The sequence below is a fragment of the Streptomyces rubellus genome (genome assembly GCF_036323805.1).
In the GTDB taxonomy this organism is placed as follows: Bacteria; Actinomycetota; Actinomycetes; order Streptomycetales; family Streptomycetaceae; genus Streptomyces.
Genome location: NZ_JAZDCX010000001.1, coordinates 1 through 16,029 on the forward strand (window position 1 = coordinate 1; position 16,029 = coordinate 16,029).

A 16,029-nucleotide genomic window follows, 5' to 3' on the forward strand; every position below is an offset into this window, starting at 1 on the left:
GCGTTCCGGTCCCGCATGCCGTACTGCCAGCATTCCATGATGGCGATCTACAGAATCAGAACTGTGCGGGCCGGGGAGTGGCCGAAGCTCAGGGAAGCGAGATTGGAGGCCCTTGCCGATCCCGTGGCGCCCGTGGCGTTCCTCGAACGCAACGGGGACGCTTTCGGGTATCCGGACAGCACCTGGCAGCAGAGGGCAGCCGAAAGCGAGCGCCAGGAAGACAGGGTGACGTTCGTCGGAGAGGCGGCTGACGGGCGGTGGTGTGGAATGCTGACCGTGCTGACCGTGCTGACCGTGCTGACCGTGCTGACCGAGGGCGATCGGGCGTACTTGGTCGGCGTCTACACGCAGCCCGAGCACCGTGGAACGGGGCTCGCGGTACAGCTTTTCGAAGCAGCCGTCGAATGGTCCTGGGCGCGGCCGGAGACACGAGACATCCGACTGCACGTGCACAGGGACAATCCCCGGGCGGCCGCGTTCTACCGGCGACAGGGTTTCCGGGTGATCGCCGGCCCCGATCCGGGGAAGCCGGACTGCCCGGAGTACGAAATGGAATTGGCCCGGCCGCCCCGTTGAGGGTTCAGAGACGGCCGGCGGCCTTGAGGGAGAGGTACGCGTCGGCCAGGGCGGGGGCCAGCTCGGCAGGGGTGGCGTCCACGACAGTGACCCCGTGGCGGCGGAGCCGGGCCGCCGTGTGGTGGCGTTCGGTCTGGGTCCGGGCGGCGGCAGCGGCCTCGTAGACACCGTCGAGTGTTCCCCGGTTGCCTGCCAGCTCGGCGATGCGGGGATCGGCGACAGAGGCGACCACGACCGTGTGGCGCCGGGTGAGGAGGGGAAGCACCGGCAGCAGCCCTTCCTCCACGGGGGAGGGGTCGAGGCCGGTGAGCAGGACGACCAGCGAGTGCTGTGGGGCGCCGCGCAGTACGGCCGCGGCCATGCCGTGGGCATCGGACTCGATCAGGGCCGGTTCGAGCGAGGTCATCGCCGAGACCAGGGCGGGCAGCAGATCATGGGCCGTGCGCCCCTGGACGGTTGCGCGTACCCGGCGGTCGTAGGCCAGCAGATCGAAGCGGTCGCCGGCGCGGGCCGCGAGGGCGGCCAGCAGCAGGGCGGCGTCCATCGCGGCGTCGAGGCGGGGGATGTCGCCGACCCGGCCGGCCGAGGTACGGCCGGTGTCGAGGACGGTGAGGATGCGGCGGTCGCGTTCCGGCCGCCAGGTGCGGACGGCGACGGCGCTCTGGCGGGCGGTGGCGCGCCAGTCGATGGAGCGGGTGTCGTCCCCGGGGATGTACTCGCGGAGGCTGTCGAACTCGGTGCCCTCGCCGCGGGTGAGGACGCTGGTGCGGCCGTCGAGTTCACGGAGGCGGGAGAGCCGTGCGGGCAGGTGCTTGCGGCTGGTGAAGGGCGGCAGGGCGCGCACCGTCCAGGGGACGGAGTGGCTTCCCTGGCGGGCGGCGAGGCCGAGCGGGCCGTACGAGCGGACGGTGACGCGGGCGGCCCGGTGGTCGCCCCGGCGGGTCGGGCGCAGGTGTGTGGTGACGCGGCGGCGTTCGGCGGCGGGGACGGCCAGCCGGTGCCGTGAGGCGGCGATCTCGGCGCCCGGGGGCCAGACGCTGGGGGGCCAGGCGTCGCGGAGCCGGGCCCGCAGGGGGCGGCCGGAGGGATTGGTGACGGTGAGGTGGACCTGGGCGGGTTCGCCGAGTCGAACTGACGTGTCACCGGAACGGGTGAAAAGGAGTTTTCGGACTGGTGCTGCTCGTCCCAGGTCGTACAGAATTGCGAGCAGCAAGGGAAGTTCGACGGCGAGCAGGCCGGTCCAGCCGGGCAGCAGGAATCCGACGAGGAGCGCGCCGAGGGCGGCGATGAGGGCTGTTCGTCCGGTGAGGGCCATCGGTCAGGTCACGCCTCAGCGGGGCACGGGGACATGGGTGAGGATCGAGGTGATCACGCTGTCCGCGGTGACTCCCTCCATCTCGGCCTCGGGACGCAACTGGACGCGGTGGCGCAGGGTGGGCAGGGCGAGGGCCTTCACATCGTCGGGTGTCACGTAGTCGCGCCCGGTGATCCAGGCCCAGGCACGGGCGGTGGACAGCAGGGCGGTGGCGCCGCGGGGCGAGGCGCCCAGGGAGAGCGAGGGGGATTCACGGGTGGCACGGCAGATATCGACGACATAACCGGCGACTTCGGGGGATACGGAGGTCTTGGCCACGGCGGTACGGGCTGCCTCGAGTTCGGCGGGGCCGGCGGCGCGCCGTACGCCGGCTGCCTCCAGGTCGCGGGGGTCGAAGCCCTCGGCGTGCCGGGTGAGAATTCTGACCTCCTCCTCCCGGGAGGGCAGCGACACCTGGAGCTTCAGCAGGAACCGGTCGAGCTGAGCCTCGGGGAGAGGATAGGTGCCTTCGTACTCGACCGGGTTCTGGGTGGCGATCACCAGGAACGGGTCGGGGAGCCTGCGCGCGGTGCCCTCGACGGAAACCTGGCGCTCCTCCATGGCCTCGAGCAGGGAGGCCTGGGTCTTGGGAGGGGTCCGGTTGATCTCGTCGGCGAGGAGGATGTTGGTGAAGACCGGTCCGGGCTGGAAGGAGAACTGGGAGGTCCGGTTGTCGTAGATGAGCGAGCCGGTCACATCGCTCGGCATGAGGTCGGGAGTGAACTGGACACGTTTGGTGTCGAGTTCGAGGGTGGCGGCCAGCGTGCGGACGAGAAGGGTCTTGGCGACGCCGGGGACGCCTTCCAGCAGGACGTGTCCGCGGCAGAGCAGGGCGACGACAAGTCCGGTGACGGCGGCGTCCTGACCGACCACGGCTTTGGAGATCTCACCGCGCAGGGCCTCCAGGGCGGTGCGGGCGCTGTCTGCGGAAGGGGCACTCACGGGGTGCGGTCCTTGTCTCTCGTAGTCGGGGAGATACGGCGTTCCAGGAGGTCGAGTTCGTCGGCCAGCCGGACGAGCGCGTCGTCGTCGGCCGGTGCCGGGCCGAAGAGAAGCGTCCGGACCCGGGCGGCATCGCAGTCGAGGCGGTCGGCGACGGCGGGGCACAGGGCCTCGGGGGCGTGCGCCCGGGAGGCGGAGATCCCGGCGAGGGGAGCCAGCCGGGCACGGGCGGCGAAGCGCAGCGCGTCCGCGGCGCGGTCGCGGGCGTTCGCCTGGCGGTAGAGCCTGGCACGGCCCTCGGTGGTCTCGGAGGCCGGAACGGCCACGGGCAGCCGTTCCGGGACGAGAGGGCCGAGCCGCCGGGCCCGCCACAGGGCGGCGAGGACCGCCGCGACGGCGAGTTGGAGGGCGCCCCATTTCCAGCCCGGGGGGATGAGGTCGAGGAAGTTCTGGTCGCCGCCGTCGGTGGCGGCGGTGTCGTCGAGGGAGGGGAGGTACCAGACCAGATGTGGACGGGAGCCGAGGAGTTGCAGGGCGAGCGAGGCGTTGCCGTGGTCGTCGAGGTGGCTGTTGTACAGCAGGTCCGGGGCACCGAGCACCACGGTGTCGCCGTTCCCGGAGTCGTCCGGGAGCCGGAGCAGGGTGGGCAGTTCGCCGGTGGGGTAGCAGGCGTCCACGGTGGCGGCGGAGGTGGTGTAGGTGATGCCGCCGAGTTCGGCGCTGCCCGCGCGGCGGGCGTAGGGCGCGTCGCACTCCGGTGGGAGCGATTGCACGGGGACGGGCTCCACGGCGCGTACGCCCGGGGCGAGGGTGTCCAGGGAGGCGGGGCCGGGGGCGAGCAGCACGGTGCGGCCCCCGCTGCCGGAGGTGGCGGCGCGCAGTGCCGACTGCTGGCGGACGCTGAGCAGGTCGGGATTGGTCACCAGCAGTGTGGTGTCGGGCCCCACCGCCGCGACGGCCTCGTCGACGGTGGTGGCGACGGTGGTGCCCACGCCCCGGTCGGCGAGGAGTTCGGCGGTGGCACGGCTGCCGTTGCGGTCGGCGGAGCGCGGGTCGAGCCGGCCGTGCTGCTCGCCGGAGCGCACGGCGGCGATGACCAGCCCGGCGAGCGCCAGGACGGTCAGGGCCACCAGCAGGCCGCGGGCGCGGCTCCACAGCAGGCCCGCGGTGGGCGAGACCGAGGTCGCCGGAGCGGTGTCGACGGGCGGCGCGGTGGACGGTGCGGTCGTCATGCGGCACCTCCGTCCGGGCCGGCGCCGGCCCGTTCCTCGTCGAGCCGGGGCCTGCTGTGCCGTACGGCCTCGTCCAGATCGCGCAGTCCGAGGTACGCGGCCCGGTCGGCCGGGCGTGCCGCGTATGTGACCTCGTCGAAGGCGACGGCGGCGGCGCGCAGGGCCGCGGTGTGCCGGGGGAGGGCACGGGCCGCCTCGTTCGCGGCCTCGCCGGCGGTGCGGCCGGGGCGCGGGTCGAGCAGGGCGCGTTCCTCCAGGGAGCGGACGAGGGCCCGCATCCGCTCCTGGAGGGCCTCGCTCCACTGCCCGGCGGCGGCATGCCGCTCGGCCGCGGCACGGTGGTCGGCGGCGGTCCGGGGCCGGTCGTCGAAGAGGTCACCGTGGCCGTCCGTCCGGGGGAGCCGGCGCAGCGGGCCCAGCCGCAGCCGCAGGGCCACGAGCAGCAGCACGGCGAGCAGCGTGACGGCCAGGAGGCCGACCCAGCCGCCGGGAGCCGCTCCGGCGGTCAGGTCCAGGAGGTCGCCGATCCGCTCCCACACCCAGTCGAACAGGCGCCACAGCAGGCCCGGGTCGTCCTCCTGGTACACCGGCCTGGACAGCTCCTCCTCCGCGGCCTCGCGTGCCGGGAGGCGGGGGACCGTCACCGGCGGCTCGTCCCCGGGGCCGCCCGGAGCGCCCGGGGTGCCGGAGCGCATGGCGGACAGGGACTCCCGCGCTGTCGTGCCCCTCTCCGGGGCCCCCGTCGTCACATCAGGTCCCGGGGGCGTTGCCGGGGACATCGCCACTGGGCTGCTGCCCGTGGCCGGGAACTCCCGCGGCGCGGGCGAGCTCCAGGTCGAGGGCCTCGCGGCGGATGCGCTGGTCCATGTAGAGGAGAGCGGTGACGCCCGCGCTGAGCGGGAGGGTGATGGTGGAGGAGAGCACCGCCCCGATGCCGATGACGGTCAGGTAGGTCCAGGACATCTCGGCCGTCGTCCCGCTCAGGAAGCCCTCCAGGCCGTCCCCGCTGAGCACGGGAGCCAGCAGGGAGGCGGGGAGCTGGATGATCATGCCGATGATGAAGACCAGGACGAGGGTGAGGAGCTGGATGCCGAAGATCCGCCACCAGGACCTCCGCACCAGCCTGGCGGAACGCCGCAGGGCGGCGATCACGCCCTGGCGCTCCAGCATCAGCGCCGGGGCGGAGAGGCAGTAGCGGACCCACAGCCAGACGGCGACGAGGACGCCCGCGAAGCCGCCGAGGAGGGCGAGGCCCGCGCCGCCCGCAGTCGAGCCCGACGCGGCGAGCAGGACCCCGGGAAGGGTGCCCAGCGCGATCGCACTGATCACGATGAGTCCCACCAGCAGTGTCAGACCGAGCAGCCGCAGCAGTTGCGGCCGGGAGTCCCGCCACGCCTCCCCCAGGGAGACCGGGCGGCCCAGGACGGCCCGGCTGACCACCACGGTGAGCATCGCGGTCGCGACGACCGTGCCGATCAGTGTGGCCAGCATCTCGACACCCAGAGTGCTCAGGGTGCCGTTGAGGGCTTCCCGCAGATCGTCCATGGTGGGCTCGGTCTCGGTCTCCAGGGCCTGGAGACCGCTGTTGTCCCGCAGCCAGACGCCGGTGGCGACGGTGGACGCGAGCTGGATCATGACCGCGACGGCGAGCGCGATGCCCAGGACGGTGCGCCAGTGGGCGCGCGCGGTGGAGATGGCCCCGTCCAGGATCTCACCGACCCCCAGGGGGCGGAGCGGGATGACGCCGGGCTTGGCGGCGGGCGGCTGGTTCCACTGGTCCCAGCCCGGCTGTCCGCCCCAGCCCGGCTGCCCCGGTGGCGGGGGAGGAGGTGCGCCCCAGCCCTGCGGCGCGGCGGGCGGCTGCTGCCCGGGTGCCCCGCTGCCGGAGGCGCCGGGTGTCTTGCCGAGGGGCGGCCGCCCCTCGGAGCCGCCACCGGATGCGCCGCCACCGGAGGAGGGGGGAGGATCGGAGGGGGAGGATCCGGGCGAGGCCCAGCCCGGAGAGTCACTCACTGCAGTTCACCTCGTGTTCTCGCGACCCGGCCGTGGGATGTGCAACTGGTGGTTCGGCAGCCATCGTGCCACGGGGCGCGCCGGAACGGAGCGGGCCCTCCGGGTCCCGGTTGCCTTCGACTGACGGCTGGATGAAGGGGCAGACTGTTCGAATGGTTGACCAGAGTGAGGACCGATCCACGGTGTTGGCCCACGACGACGTGCCGCTCCCCGTTCCCGCGCTGCGCTGGGAGGAACCCCCCGAGGGGCCGGTGCTGGTGTTGCTCGACCAGACCCGGCTGCCGGCCGAGGAGGTCGAGCTCGTCTGCACGGACGTGCCCGTCCTGGTGGAGGCGATCCGCTCGCTCGCGGTGCGGGGCGCTCCGCTGCTGGGTCTGGCGGGCGCGTACGGGGTCGCCCTGGCCGCCGCCCGTGGCTACGACGTGACCGACGCCGCCGAGCAGCTCGCGCACGCCCGGCCGACGGCGGCCAATCTCGCCCACGGGGTGCGCCGGGCCGAGCGGGCATTCCGCGCGGCCGTCGACGGCGGGGCGGGATACGAGGAGGCGGCCGCCGTGACGCTCGCCGAGGCCCGGGCGCTGCACCGGGAGGACGCCGAGGCGAGCGAGCGGATGGCCGGACACGGGCTGGCGCTGCTGGGCGAGCTGCTGCCGGGCGGTGGTCACCGTGTTCTCACGCACTGCAACACCGGGACGCTGGTCTCCGGCGGCGGCGGTACCGCGTTCGGGGTGGTACGGGCCGTGCACCGCGCCGGGGAACTGCGCAGGCTGTGGGTGGACGAGACCCGGCCGCTGCTCCAGGGGGCGCGGCTGACGGCGTACGAGGCGGCCCGGGAGGGCATGGCGTACACGCTGCTCACGGACAGCGCGGCCGGCTCACTGTTCGCGGCGGGCGAGGTCGACGCGGTGCTGGTCGGTGCCGACCGGATCGCCGCGGACGGCTCGGTGGCGAACAAGGTGGGCACCTATCCGCTGGCCGTGCTGGCCCGCTACCACCATGTGCCGTTCGTGGTGGTGGCGCCGCTGACCACGGTGGACCTGACGACGGCCGACGGCGGTTCGATCGAGCTGGAGCAGCGGCCCGGTCACGAGGTCACGGAGTTCGCGGCGCCGTCCGCGCCGGGTGCCGGGGCCGAGGCGGGCAGCGGTATCCCGGTGGCCCCGCTGGGCGCCCAGGCGTACAACCCGGCCTTCGACGTCACACCGGCGGAGCTGATCACGGCGATCGTCACCGAGCGCGGTGTGGTCTCGCCGGTCACCGGTGACGCGCTGGCGGAGCTGTGCGTGGCCGCGCCGCCGCCCTCGGGGGAGCCACTGCCGGGCGATGGGAGATGATGGGGGCATGAAGGGACGTGTCCTGGTCGTCGACGACGACACCGCACTGGCAGAGATGCTCGGCATCGTGCTGCGCGGCGAAGGCTTCGAACCGTCGTTCGTGTCGGACGGCGACAAGGCCCTCGCAGCCTTCCGCGAGACCAAGCCCGACCTTGTCCTGCTCGACCTGATGCTGCCCGGACGGGACGGCATCGAGGTGTGCAGGCTGATACGCGCCGAGTCCGGGGTGCCGGTCGTCATGCTGACGGCCAAGAGCGACACCGTCGACGTGGTGGTGGGCCTGGAGTCGGGGGCCGACGACTACATCGTCAAGCCGTTCAAGCCGAAGGAGCTGGTGGCCCGGATCCGGGCGCGGCTGCGCCGCTCGGAGGAGCCCGCGCCCGAGCAGCTCACCATCGGTGACCTGGTCATCGACGTGGCGGGCCACTCCGTGAAGCGGGACGGCCAGTCGATCGCGCTGACCCCGCTGGAGTTCGACCTGCTGGTGGCCCTCGCCCGCAAGCCGTGGCAGGTCTTCACCCGTGAGGTGCTGCTGGAGCAGGTGTGGGGGTACCGTCACGCGGCGGACACCCGGCTGGTCAACGTCCATGTGCAGCGGCTGCGCTCCAAGGTCGAGAAGGACCCGGAGCGGCCGGAGATCGTGGTGACCGTGCGCGGTGTGGGGTACAAGGCCGGGCCCGGCTGAGATGCGGCGCGGTGGTGGCTTCCTCCCCGGTGGTCTGCTGTCCGAGGGGGCGACGGGCAGCCGGGCGCACCCCGTGTTCCGGATGTTCGTCCGCTGGGTGCGCCGCCCACTGCTGCCCGTGGGGCGGCTGTGGCGGCGCAACATCCAGCTCCGTGTGGTGGCCACCACACTGCTGATGTCACTCGCCGTGGTCCTGCTGCTCGGTCTGGTGGTCATCGGGCAGGTCCGCTACGGGCTGCTGGAGGCCAAGCAGCAGGCCGCGCAGAGCCAGGCGGCCGGAGGCTTCACGGTGGCCGAGCAGATGGCCGACACCGCGGCCGACGGGGGCCCCGAGGGCGAGTCCGGGAACGGCCGCCGGGGGGTTCAGGACACCGGTACCTGGCTGACCAACCTGGTGACGCAGCTCGCCAGCGGCGGGCAGGGCGTCTACTACCTCGTGGCGCTCAGTTCCGAGGAGGAGGCGAGCACCTTCGGCACGGGCGGGGGCACCGGCGCGCACGGGCCGCGGGCCTCCGGCAAGGTGCTGCCCGAGGACAGCATCTCGCTGCGGCTGCGTCAGGCGCTGGACGAGAACCCGGACACCCACGAGCAGTACGGCAGGGTGGTGCTGGCCGACGGCCGGACCGAGGCCGCGCTGGTGATAGGCAAGCGGCTCAGCGATCCCAACGGCGACCCGTACCAGCTGTACTACCTCTTCCCGTTCAGCCAGGAGGAGAAGTCCCTCAGCCTGGTCAAGGGGACCCTCGCCACCGCCGGGGTCTTCGTGGTGGTGCTGCTGGGAGCCATCGCCTGGCTGGTGGTGCGCCAGGTCGTCACCCCGGTCCGGATGGCCGCCCGGATCTCCGAGCGGCTGGCCGCCGGACGCCTCCAGGAGCGGATGAAGGTCGCCGGTGAGGACGACATCGCGCGGCTGGGGGAGTCGTTCAACAAGATGGCCAGAAACCTCCAGATGAAGATCCAGCAGCTGGAGGAGCTGTCCCGGATGCAGCGCCGGTTCGTCTCGGACGTCTCGCACGAGCTGCGCACCCCGCTCACCACGGTGCGGATGGCCGCGGACGTCATCCACGAGGCGCGGGACGAGTTCGATCCGGTGACGGCCCGCTCCGCCGAACTGCTGCTGGGCCAGCTGGACCGTTTCGAGTCGCTCCTGGCGGATCTGCTGGAGATCAGCCGTTTCGACGCCGGGGCCGCCGCCCTGGAGGCCGAGCCGACCGATCTGCGCGATGTGGTCAAGCGCGTCATCGAGGGCGCCGAGCCGCTCGCCGAGCACAAGGGCAGCCGTATCCGGGTGCGGGGGGACGAGCAGCCGGTGGTCGCGGAGGCCGACGCCCGCCGCATCGAGCGTGTGCTGCGCAACCTCGTGGTCAACGCCGTCGAGCACGGTGAGGGCCGCGACATCGTGGTCCGCCTCGCCGCGGGCGGCGGAGCGGTGGCCGTCGCCGTGCGCGACTACGGGGTCGGGCTCAGGACCGGTGAGGCGGCCCGGGTCTTCGACCGCTTCTGGCGGGCCGATCCCGCCCGGGCCCGTACCACCGGGGGCACCGGGCTGGGCCTGTCCATCGCCGTCGAGGACGCCCGGCTGCACGGCGGCTGGCTGCAGGCCTGGGGCGAACCGGGCGGCGGCTCGCAGTTCCGGCTGACCATCCCGCAGACCGCGGGCGGGGCGCTGCGGGGCTCGCCCATCCCCCTGGAACCGGCCGACTCCCGCCGCCGGCGGGAGCTGGAACGGGCGCCGGCGGGCGGTCCCGGACCGGCCGCGCTCCCGCCCGCCCGCCCGTCCGGGAGCCCGGAGCGCGGGGACGGCCCGGACGACGGCGGCGGCCCTCACCACGGCGCCGGGAACGGCGTCGGCAACAGCTCAGGGCACGCCCCCGGCCACGGCGGCCCCCGGGTACGGACACGGACGACGGAGGAGCGGCGACACCATGGCGACCGGCACGGTGACTGAGCGCATCCGCACGGCGGACGGGCGGGCCCGCCCGGACCGTCCGGCCCTCCGGGCGCTGCGCAGAACGGGGGCGGCGGCCGGCGCGGCCGCCCTGCTGCTCGCCGGCTGCGCGTCGATGCCCGACGAGGGAGAGGTGCGCCGGGTCAACCCCTCGCTCCGTGCCGACACCGACTCGCAGGTGCGGGTGTTCGGGGTGAGCCCGCGGAAGGACGCGCCGCCCGCGCAGATCGTCCGCGGCTTCCTGGAGGCCACGACGAGCGAGGAGCCGGACTTCAGCACCGCACGCGAGTACCTGACCGGCCGGACGGCGAAGAGCTGGGACCCCTTCGCCCGTACGACGGTGCTCGACGGCGCGCCCGGCGTCCTCTCCCCGGGCGGTGCCGTCACCGGCGGGGCGAGCACCGGTCACACGATGGAGGTGACCGGCTCCACCGTCGCCGTGGTGGACGGCGAGCACGCGTACCGCCCCGCCGAAGGCACGTACCGGGAGACGTTCCAGCTCGTGCGGGTGGACGGGCAGTGGCGCATCGACCGGCTGCCGGACGGGCTGGTGGTGGCCGAGTCCGACTTCCAGCGCATCTACCAGCCGGTCAACATCTACCACTACGCGGACCTGGGCCCGGACACCGGCGCGGTGACACGCGGCAGGGACGTGCTGGTCGCCGACCCGGTGTACGTGCGCCGCCGGATAGACCCGGTGACCGAGACGGTCAGGACGCTGCTGGACGGCCCGACCGGCTGGCTGGCCCCGGTGGTCGACTCGGCGTTCCCCGCCGATGTCCGGCTCCCCGACGGGGCGCGGCTCTCCCCGGACGACTCCGGCACCCTGACCGTGCCGCTGACCAGGGGGAGGGCGGACGAGCGGGAGCGGCCCATCCGGGTGGACCGCGCCCAGTGCGAGCGGATGGCGGCGCAGTTGCTGCACACCGTGGACGGCCAGCTGGCGAGCAAGATCGGCCGTGTCCGTCTGACCCTGGGCGAGGGCGGCGAGGAGCTGTGCTCCCAGACCGGTGAGGAGGCGCGGGAGTACGCGCCGGGGCGGCTGAACGGCGATCTGGACCACCGCCAGTACTTCATCGACTCCGCGGACCGGCTGGCCATGGTGGTCGGGGGAGCGGGGAGCACCGCCCCGGTACCCGGCCCCTTCAGCGCCGGGCAGGCCGGGATGCGGGCGGTCTCGGTGAGCCGGGACGAGGCGCGCGGCGCGGGGATCTCCCTGGACGGCCGCTCGCTGTACGTCGCCCCCCTCGAGACCGGTGTCGCCCTGGGCGAGTCGGTCCTGACCAGCGAGGCGGAGCGGGAGGGGGACCGGCTGACGGCACCGAGCTGGGACGGGCTCGGCGATCTGTGGGTGGCCGACCGGAATCCGGCCGACCCCCGGCTGCTGCGGTTGCGCGGCGGCCAGGAGGAACCGGAGGAGGTCGAGGTGACGGGGCTCGGCGACGGCCGGATCGAGGATCTGCGGATCTCCTCGGACGGGGTGCGGATAGCGCTGCTGATCAGTGTGGACGGCCGTACGACGCTTCAGCTCGGCCGTGTGGAGCGGCAGGACGTCGGCGGCGGGCTGTCCGGGGCCGCCGTGACCGGCCTGCGGCCGGTCGCCCCGCGGATGGAGGACGTGGTGGACGCCTCCTGGGCGGGTGACAGCCGGCTGGTGGTCGTCGGCCGGGAGTCCGCCGGTGTGCAGCAGCTGCGCTACACGGCGACGGACGGCTCGCCGGTGAGTCCGGCCACGCTGCCGGGGCTCAACGAGGTGACCGGGGTGGCGGCCTCGGAGAACGACGAGGAGCCGCTGCTGGCCGACACCAGGGAGGGCATCGCCCGGCTCGCGCGCGACGGCGAGTGGGAACTGGTCACCGAGGAGGGGTCGACCCCCGCCTACCCGGGGTAGGTGTCCCGGCATGTACGGCGTGCGGGAGTGGTGGCGGGACATGGCCGGCGAGCTGGCCGGGCTGGTGCTGCCGGCCGACTGCGCGGGCTGCGGGCTGCCGCGCACCGGTCTGTGCGCGCGGTGCGCCGGGCTGCTGCGCGATGCCTGCACCGCGGTACGGCGGGTGCGGCCGCACCCGCCGCCCCGGGGACTGCCCGCGGTGTACGCGGCCCTGCCCTACGCCGACGAGGTGCGGGCCGTGCTGCTGGCGCACAAGGAGCGCGGCGCGCTGCGGCTGGCCGCCCCGCTGGGGAGCGTGCTGGCCGCGTCCGTACGGGCGGTGGCGGACGCGGCGGCCGAGAAGGCCGCGGGACCGGGGCCGGGAACGGGACCGGCCGCGGCGGACGCGGAGCCGCTGCTGCTGGTGCCGGTGCCGTCCGCGCGCCGGGCGGTGGCGCTGCGCGGCCACGACCCGGTGCGGCGGGTCGCCCTGGCGGCGGCCGGGGAGCTCAGACGCGGCGGGCGGCCCGCGCGGGTGCTCGCGGTGCTGCGGCAGCGGCGGCCCGTGGCCGACCAGGCCGGGCTGACCGCCCGGCAGCGGGCGGCCAATCTGGCGGGGGCGCTGGAAGTCCCGGCCGGGGCCGGGCGGTTGGCGGCGGAGGGCCCGGTGGTCGTGGTGGACGATCTGGTGACCACCGGAGCCTCGCTGGCGGAGGCGGCACGGGCGCTGTCCGGGGCGGGCGGCCGGGTGGTCGGTGCGGCGGTGGTCGCGGCCGCTGCGGGGCGGTGAGCGTCCGCGCCGGCCGGGCGCGTACCCGGGGAGCGGGTGCGGCGGGAGGTGGCGGGCCGTGGTGAAGCGGAGGTGAACGCGGTGGCACACCCGATCGTAGGTAAGTGTCGACAGGGGGTGCCGGGCGTCCGCCAGGAGAGGTACGTTCGGTTGTGAGGAATGGCGATTGCCGTTCCCTATGACGGGTCATGTGCGCTATAAGGCGTTTGCCCGGCTTCGCTGGCCATCCTCACGAAAAAGAGGGGTGGAGATCTCCCCGGTTGGGGAGGAGGAGGTGAAAGTCGCAACCCGACGTAGCGCCGGACGGTGACCGGGAATGACCGCACCATCCGGACTCAGTGCACAAAGGGCGTGCTCCGCCACGGAGCGCGGAGCAGCCCGGGAACGGAGTTCTGCGTGGACATCGTCGTCAAGGGCCGCAAGACAGAGGTACCGGAGCGGTTCCGCAAGCACGTGGTCGACAAGCTCAAGCTGGACAAGATCCAGAAGATCGACGCCAAGGTGATCCGCCTCGACGTCGAGGTGTCCAAGGAGCACAACCCCCGTCAGGCCGACCGTTCCGACCGGGTGGAGATCACACTGCGCTCCCGGGGCCCGGTCATCCGCGCCGAGGCGGCGGCGGCCGATCCGTACGCAGCGCTGGACCTCGCCACGGAGAAGCTGGAGACGAGGCTGCGCAAACAGCACGACAAGCGGGTCTGCGCACGACGCGGGAACGGGCACGGCCGGGTTCCGGCGCACGAGGTGGCCATGACCGTTCCGAACGCGGCGCGCGTCGGGGACGACGGCCGGCTGGAGGGCCAGGCGGCGGTGGACGAGGAGTGGCAGCCGCCCACCACCCGGGTCGGACCCCTGGAGGTGCAGGGCGAGGGGCCGCTGGTCGTCCGGGAGAAGACCCACGCGGCGGCGCCGATGTCGCTGGACCAGGCCCTCTACGAGATGGAACTGGTCGGGCACGACTTCTACCTGTTCGTCGACTCCGAGAGCAAGCTGCCGAGCGTCGTCTACCGGCGGCACGGCTATGACTACGGTGTCATCCGCCTGGAGCCCGACCCGTTCGTCGAGGAGCCCCCGCACGGTGCCGGAGGCTCTCTCGGCGGCTGAGAACGACCGCTGACCCGCGGACCGGTCCCGCCCCCCGCCGATCGAGAGGATTCGGCGGGGGGCGGGGCATGGAATCATGGCGTCACTTCCAACCGGCGCCCTGCACCGACCGGTTGGTGCCGCGTAGCCTTGGCTGCAGGGGGAGGAACGATGGCGGACAGCTTCGGGCCCGTGACGCCCGGCGCGCACCACGGCGGCCGCGGTGCCGCCCCCGCGGACGAGCGGGAGCACGAGCCGCACGGGGAACACGAGCCGCGCAGGGAGCCCGAGCCCATCCGGGTCCTGGTGGTCGACGACCACGCCCTCTTCCGGCGCGGCCTGGAGATCGTCCTCGCGCAGGAGGAGGACATCGAGGTCGTCGGCGAGGCGGGAGACGGTGCCGAGGCCGTGGAGAAGGCCGCGGACCTGCTCCCCGACATCGTCCTGATGGACGTGCGGATGCCCCGGCGAGGCGGCATCGAGGCCTGCACCTCGATCAAGGAGGTGGCCCCCAGCGCGAAGATCATCATGTTGACGATCAGCGACGAGGAGGCCGACCTCTACGACGCGATCAAGGCGGGGGCCACCGGCTACCTGCTCAAGGAGATCTCCACCGACGAGGTCTCCACCGCGATCCGCGCTGTCGCCGACGGGCAGTCCCAGATCAGTCCGTCGATGGCGGCGAAACTGCTGACCGAGTTCAAGTCGATGATCCAGCGCACCGACGAGCGGCGGCTGGTGCCCGCGCCCCGGCTGACCGACCGGGAGCTGGAGGTGCTCAAGCTCGTCGCCACCGGCATGAACAACCGGGACATCGCCAAGGAGCTCTTCATCAGCGAGAACACCGTGAAGAACCATGTCCGCAACATCCTGGAGAAGCTCCAGCTGCACTCCCGGATGGAGGCCGTGGTCTACGCGATGCGGGAGAAGATCCTCGAGATCAGATGATGCCGTCCGGCCGGACTGCCGGACGGAGCGTCAGACGCCGCCGTCCCGGGCGAGCGCGGCGGTGAGGGCCGCCGCCGACTCCGGATCGTCGCAGCGCTCCACGCGGACCGCCTCGCAGCCCACCCAGCCCGCCGCCTCCCACAGCGCCCGCGCCATCGGCTCCACCGCTCCGCGCCCGGACATCGACACCTGCCGGGCCACCAGCGTCCGGCCCTCGCGCGCCGGGTCGACCCGGCCCAGCAGCCGCCCGCCGGCCAGCAGCGGCATCGCGAAGTAGCCGTGTATCCGCCGGGCCCGGGGGACGTACGCCTCCAGCCGGTGGGTGAAGCCGAAGATCCGCTCGGTGCGCCTGCGGTCCCAGATCAGCGAGTCGAAGGGCGACAGCAGCGTGGTGCGGTGCCGGGCCCGGCGAGCCGGGGACGCCGAGGACTCGGCCTCCAGCGCCGCCGGATCCGCCCAGGCGGGCCTGCCCCAGCCCTCGACCTCCACCGGCACCAGGCCCGTCTCCGCCACCACCGCGTCGACCTGGTCGCCACGCAACCGGTGGTAGTCGGCCAGATCCGCCCGGGTGGCCACTCCCATCGCGGCCCCCGCCCGGGTGACCAGCCGCCGCAGGCACTCGTGGTCGGTCAGGTCGTCGTGCAGCAGCTCGCCGGGGATCGCCCGCTCGGCCAGGTCGTACACCCGCTTCCAGCCGCGCCGCTCGGCGCAGACCACCTCGCCGGTGTCGAGCAGCCACTCCACCGCGATCTTCGTCTCGGACCAGTCGTACCACTCGCCGCCGTTCTTGGCGCCGCCCAGCTCGGTGGCGGTCAGCGGCCCCTCGGCCCGCAGCCGGTCGCGTACGGCGGCACAGGAGCGCCCGGCGTCCTCCAGCCGGTGCCAGCGGTGGCCCCGGGCCCGGTACGCCCGGCGGCGGAAGGCGAAGTACGGCCACTCCTCGACGGGCAGCACACAGGCGGCGTGCGACCAGTACTCGAAGGCGTGCCCCCCGCTCCAGTACGCCGCCTCCACGGCGGGGCGGCCGACCGCGCCCAGCCGCGCGTACGGCACCAGCTCGTGGGAGCGGGCCAGGACCGAGATGGTGTCCAGCTGTACGGCGCCCAGCCGCCGCAGCAGCCCCCGCACACCGGCCCGGCGGTCGGGCGCGCCCAGCAGGCCCTGCGCGCGCAGGGCGATCCGGCGGGCCTCGTCGGCGGAGAGGGGGAGCGTGGCGCCGTCGGTGGCGTCGGTGGCGGAGGTGGTGGTGGTCAT

14 protein-coding genes are annotated in these 16,029 nt (G+C 73.8%); 8 read left to right on the plus strand and 6 right to left on the minus strand.

The features are described 5' to 3' along the window. Positions 1–576 (plus strand): GNAT family N-acetyltransferase (locus tag V1L54_RS00005; protein ID WP_330115697.1); only part of this gene is annotated, 576 nt, incomplete at its 5' end. A 4-nt stretch (positions 577–580) separates the two neighbouring features. Here the strand turns inward: V1L54_RS00005 and V1L54_RS00010 are convergent. From V1L54_RS00010 to V1L54_RS00030, 5 genes are read right to left on the minus strand one after another with little or no spacing between them, the layout of a single operon-like run. Beyond that, positions 581–1,891: a DUF58 domain-containing protein gene (locus V1L54_RS00010; RefSeq protein WP_330115698.1), complete on the minus strand. Its 1,311-nt coding sequence runs from the start codon at positions 1,889–1,891 to the stop codon at positions 581–583. A gap of 15 nt (positions 1,892–1,906) precedes the next feature. Beyond that, positions 1,907–2,872: an AAA family ATPase gene (locus tag V1L54_RS00015; RefSeq protein WP_330115699.1), complete on the minus strand. Its 966-nt coding sequence runs from the start codon at positions 2,870–2,872 to the stop codon at positions 1,907–1,909. Beyond that, on the minus strand, positions 2,869–4,104 hold the full coding sequence (locus tag V1L54_RS00020; RefSeq protein WP_330115700.1) for a DUF4350 domain-containing protein: 1,236 nt from the start codon (positions 4,102–4,104) through the stop codon (positions 2,869–2,871). Before V1L54_RS00020 ends, V1L54_RS00015 begins: the two co-directional genes overlap by 4 nt. Continuing rightward, positions 4,101–4,799, minus strand: a complete 699-nt coding sequence (locus V1L54_RS00025) for a DUF4129 domain-containing protein (RefSeq protein ID WP_330115701.1) — start codon at positions 4,797–4,799, stop codon at positions 4,101–4,103. Before V1L54_RS00025 ends, V1L54_RS00020 begins: the two co-directional genes overlap by 4 nt. A gap of 55 nt (positions 4,800–4,854) precedes the next feature. Further along, positions 4,855–6,117: a DUF7847 domain-containing protein gene (locus V1L54_RS00030; protein ID WP_330115702.1), complete on the minus strand. Its 1,263-nt coding sequence runs from the start codon at positions 6,115–6,117 to the stop codon at positions 4,855–4,857. A 152-nt stretch (positions 6,118–6,269) separates the two neighbouring features. Here V1L54_RS00030 and mtnA point away from each other — a divergent pair, with 152 nt between their 5' ends. The 7 genes from mtnA (at position 6,270) to V1L54_RS00065 (ending at position 14,775) form a co-directional block, all read left to right on the plus strand. Next, positions 6,270–7,451: an S-methyl-5-thioribose-1-phosphate isomerase gene (gene mtnA, locus V1L54_RS00035; RefSeq protein WP_330115703.1), complete on the plus strand. Its 1,182-nt coding sequence runs from the start codon at positions 6,270–6,272 to the stop codon at positions 7,449–7,451. A gap of 7 nt (positions 7,452–7,458) precedes the next feature. Beyond that, on the plus strand, positions 7,459–8,136 hold the full coding sequence (gene mtrA / locus V1L54_RS00040) for a two-component system response regulator MtrA (protein ID WP_100204620.1): 678 nt from the start codon (positions 7,459–7,461) through the stop codon (positions 8,134–8,136). Position 8,137: 1 nt separating this feature from the next. Then, positions 8,138–10,084: an MtrAB system histidine kinase MtrB gene (gene mtrB, locus V1L54_RS00045; protein ID WP_330115704.1), complete on the plus strand. Its 1,947-nt coding sequence runs from the start codon at positions 8,138–8,140 to the stop codon at positions 10,082–10,084. After that, positions 10,062–11,975 (plus strand): LpqB family beta-propeller domain-containing protein, encoded by a 1,914-nt coding sequence (locus V1L54_RS00050; protein WP_330115705.1) that lies wholly within the window; start codon positions 10,062–10,064, stop codon positions 11,973–11,975. Before mtrB ends, V1L54_RS00050 begins: the two co-directional genes overlap by 23 nt. Before the next feature lie 10 nt (positions 11,976–11,985). Continuing rightward, complete coding sequence (locus tag V1L54_RS00055; protein WP_330115706.1) at positions 11,986–12,744, plus strand: ComF family protein; 759 nt, start codon at positions 11,986–11,988, stop codon at positions 12,742–12,744. Between the two features lie 396 nt (positions 12,745–13,140). Next, a complete protein-coding gene (gene hpf / locus V1L54_RS00060; protein WP_330115707.1) occupies positions 13,141–13,848 on the plus strand; it encodes a ribosome hibernation-promoting factor, HPF/YfiA family in 708 nt (235 codons plus the stop codon). Between the two features lie 150 nt (positions 13,849–13,998). Beyond that, positions 13,999–14,775: a response regulator gene (locus tag V1L54_RS00065; protein ID WP_443076407.1), complete on the plus strand. Its 777-nt coding sequence runs from the start codon at positions 13,999–14,001 to the stop codon at positions 14,773–14,775. A gap of 30 nt (positions 14,776–14,805) precedes the next feature. On the opposite strand, the gene V1L54_RS00070 is transcribed toward V1L54_RS00065, so the two are convergent. Further along, the gene (locus V1L54_RS00070; protein WP_330115708.1) at positions 14,806–16,029 is read right to left on the minus strand and encodes a winged helix-turn-helix domain-containing protein; all 1,224 of its coding nucleotides are present in this window, start codon (positions 16,027–16,029) and stop codon (positions 14,806–14,808) included.

Excerpts from the sequence above, each read along its gene's own strand:
- V1L54_RS00010 (WP_330115698.1), bottom strand. The coding sequence starts at position 1,891 with ATGGCCCTCACCGGACGAACAGCCCTCATCGCCGCCCTCGGCGCGCTC.
- V1L54_RS00020 (WP_330115700.1), bottom strand. The coding sequence starts at position 4,104 with ATGACGACCGCACCGTCCACCGCGCCGCCCGTCGACACCGCTCCGGCG.
- V1L54_RS00025 (WP_330115701.1), bottom strand. The coding sequence starts at position 4,799 with ATGCGCTCCGGCACCCCGGGCGCTCCGGGCGGCCCCGGGGACGAGCCG.
- mtnA (WP_330115703.1), top strand. The coding sequence starts at position 6,270 with ATGGTTGACCAGAGTGAGGACCGATCCACGGTGTTGGCCCACGACGAC.
- mtrA (WP_100204620.1), top strand. The coding sequence starts at position 7,459 with ATGAAGGGACGTGTCCTGGTCGTCGACGACGACACCGCACTGGCAGAG.
- mtrB (WP_330115704.1), top strand. The coding sequence starts at position 8,138 with ATGCGGCGCGGTGGTGGCTTCCTCCCCGGTGGTCTGCTGTCCGAGGGG.
- V1L54_RS00050 (WP_330115705.1), top strand. The coding sequence starts at position 10,062 with ATGGCGACCGGCACGGTGACTGAGCGCATCCGCACGGCGGACGGGCGG.
- V1L54_RS00055 (WP_330115706.1), top strand. The coding sequence starts at position 11,986 with ATGTACGGCGTGCGGGAGTGGTGGCGGGACATGGCCGGCGAGCTGGCC.
- V1L54_RS00065 (WP_443076407.1), top strand. The coding sequence starts at position 13,999 with ATGGCGGACAGCTTCGGGCCCGTGACGCCCGGCGCGCACCACGGCGGC.
- V1L54_RS00070 (WP_330115708.1), bottom strand. The coding sequence starts at position 16,029 with ATGACCACCACCACCTCCGCCACCGACGCCACCGACGGCGCCACGCTC.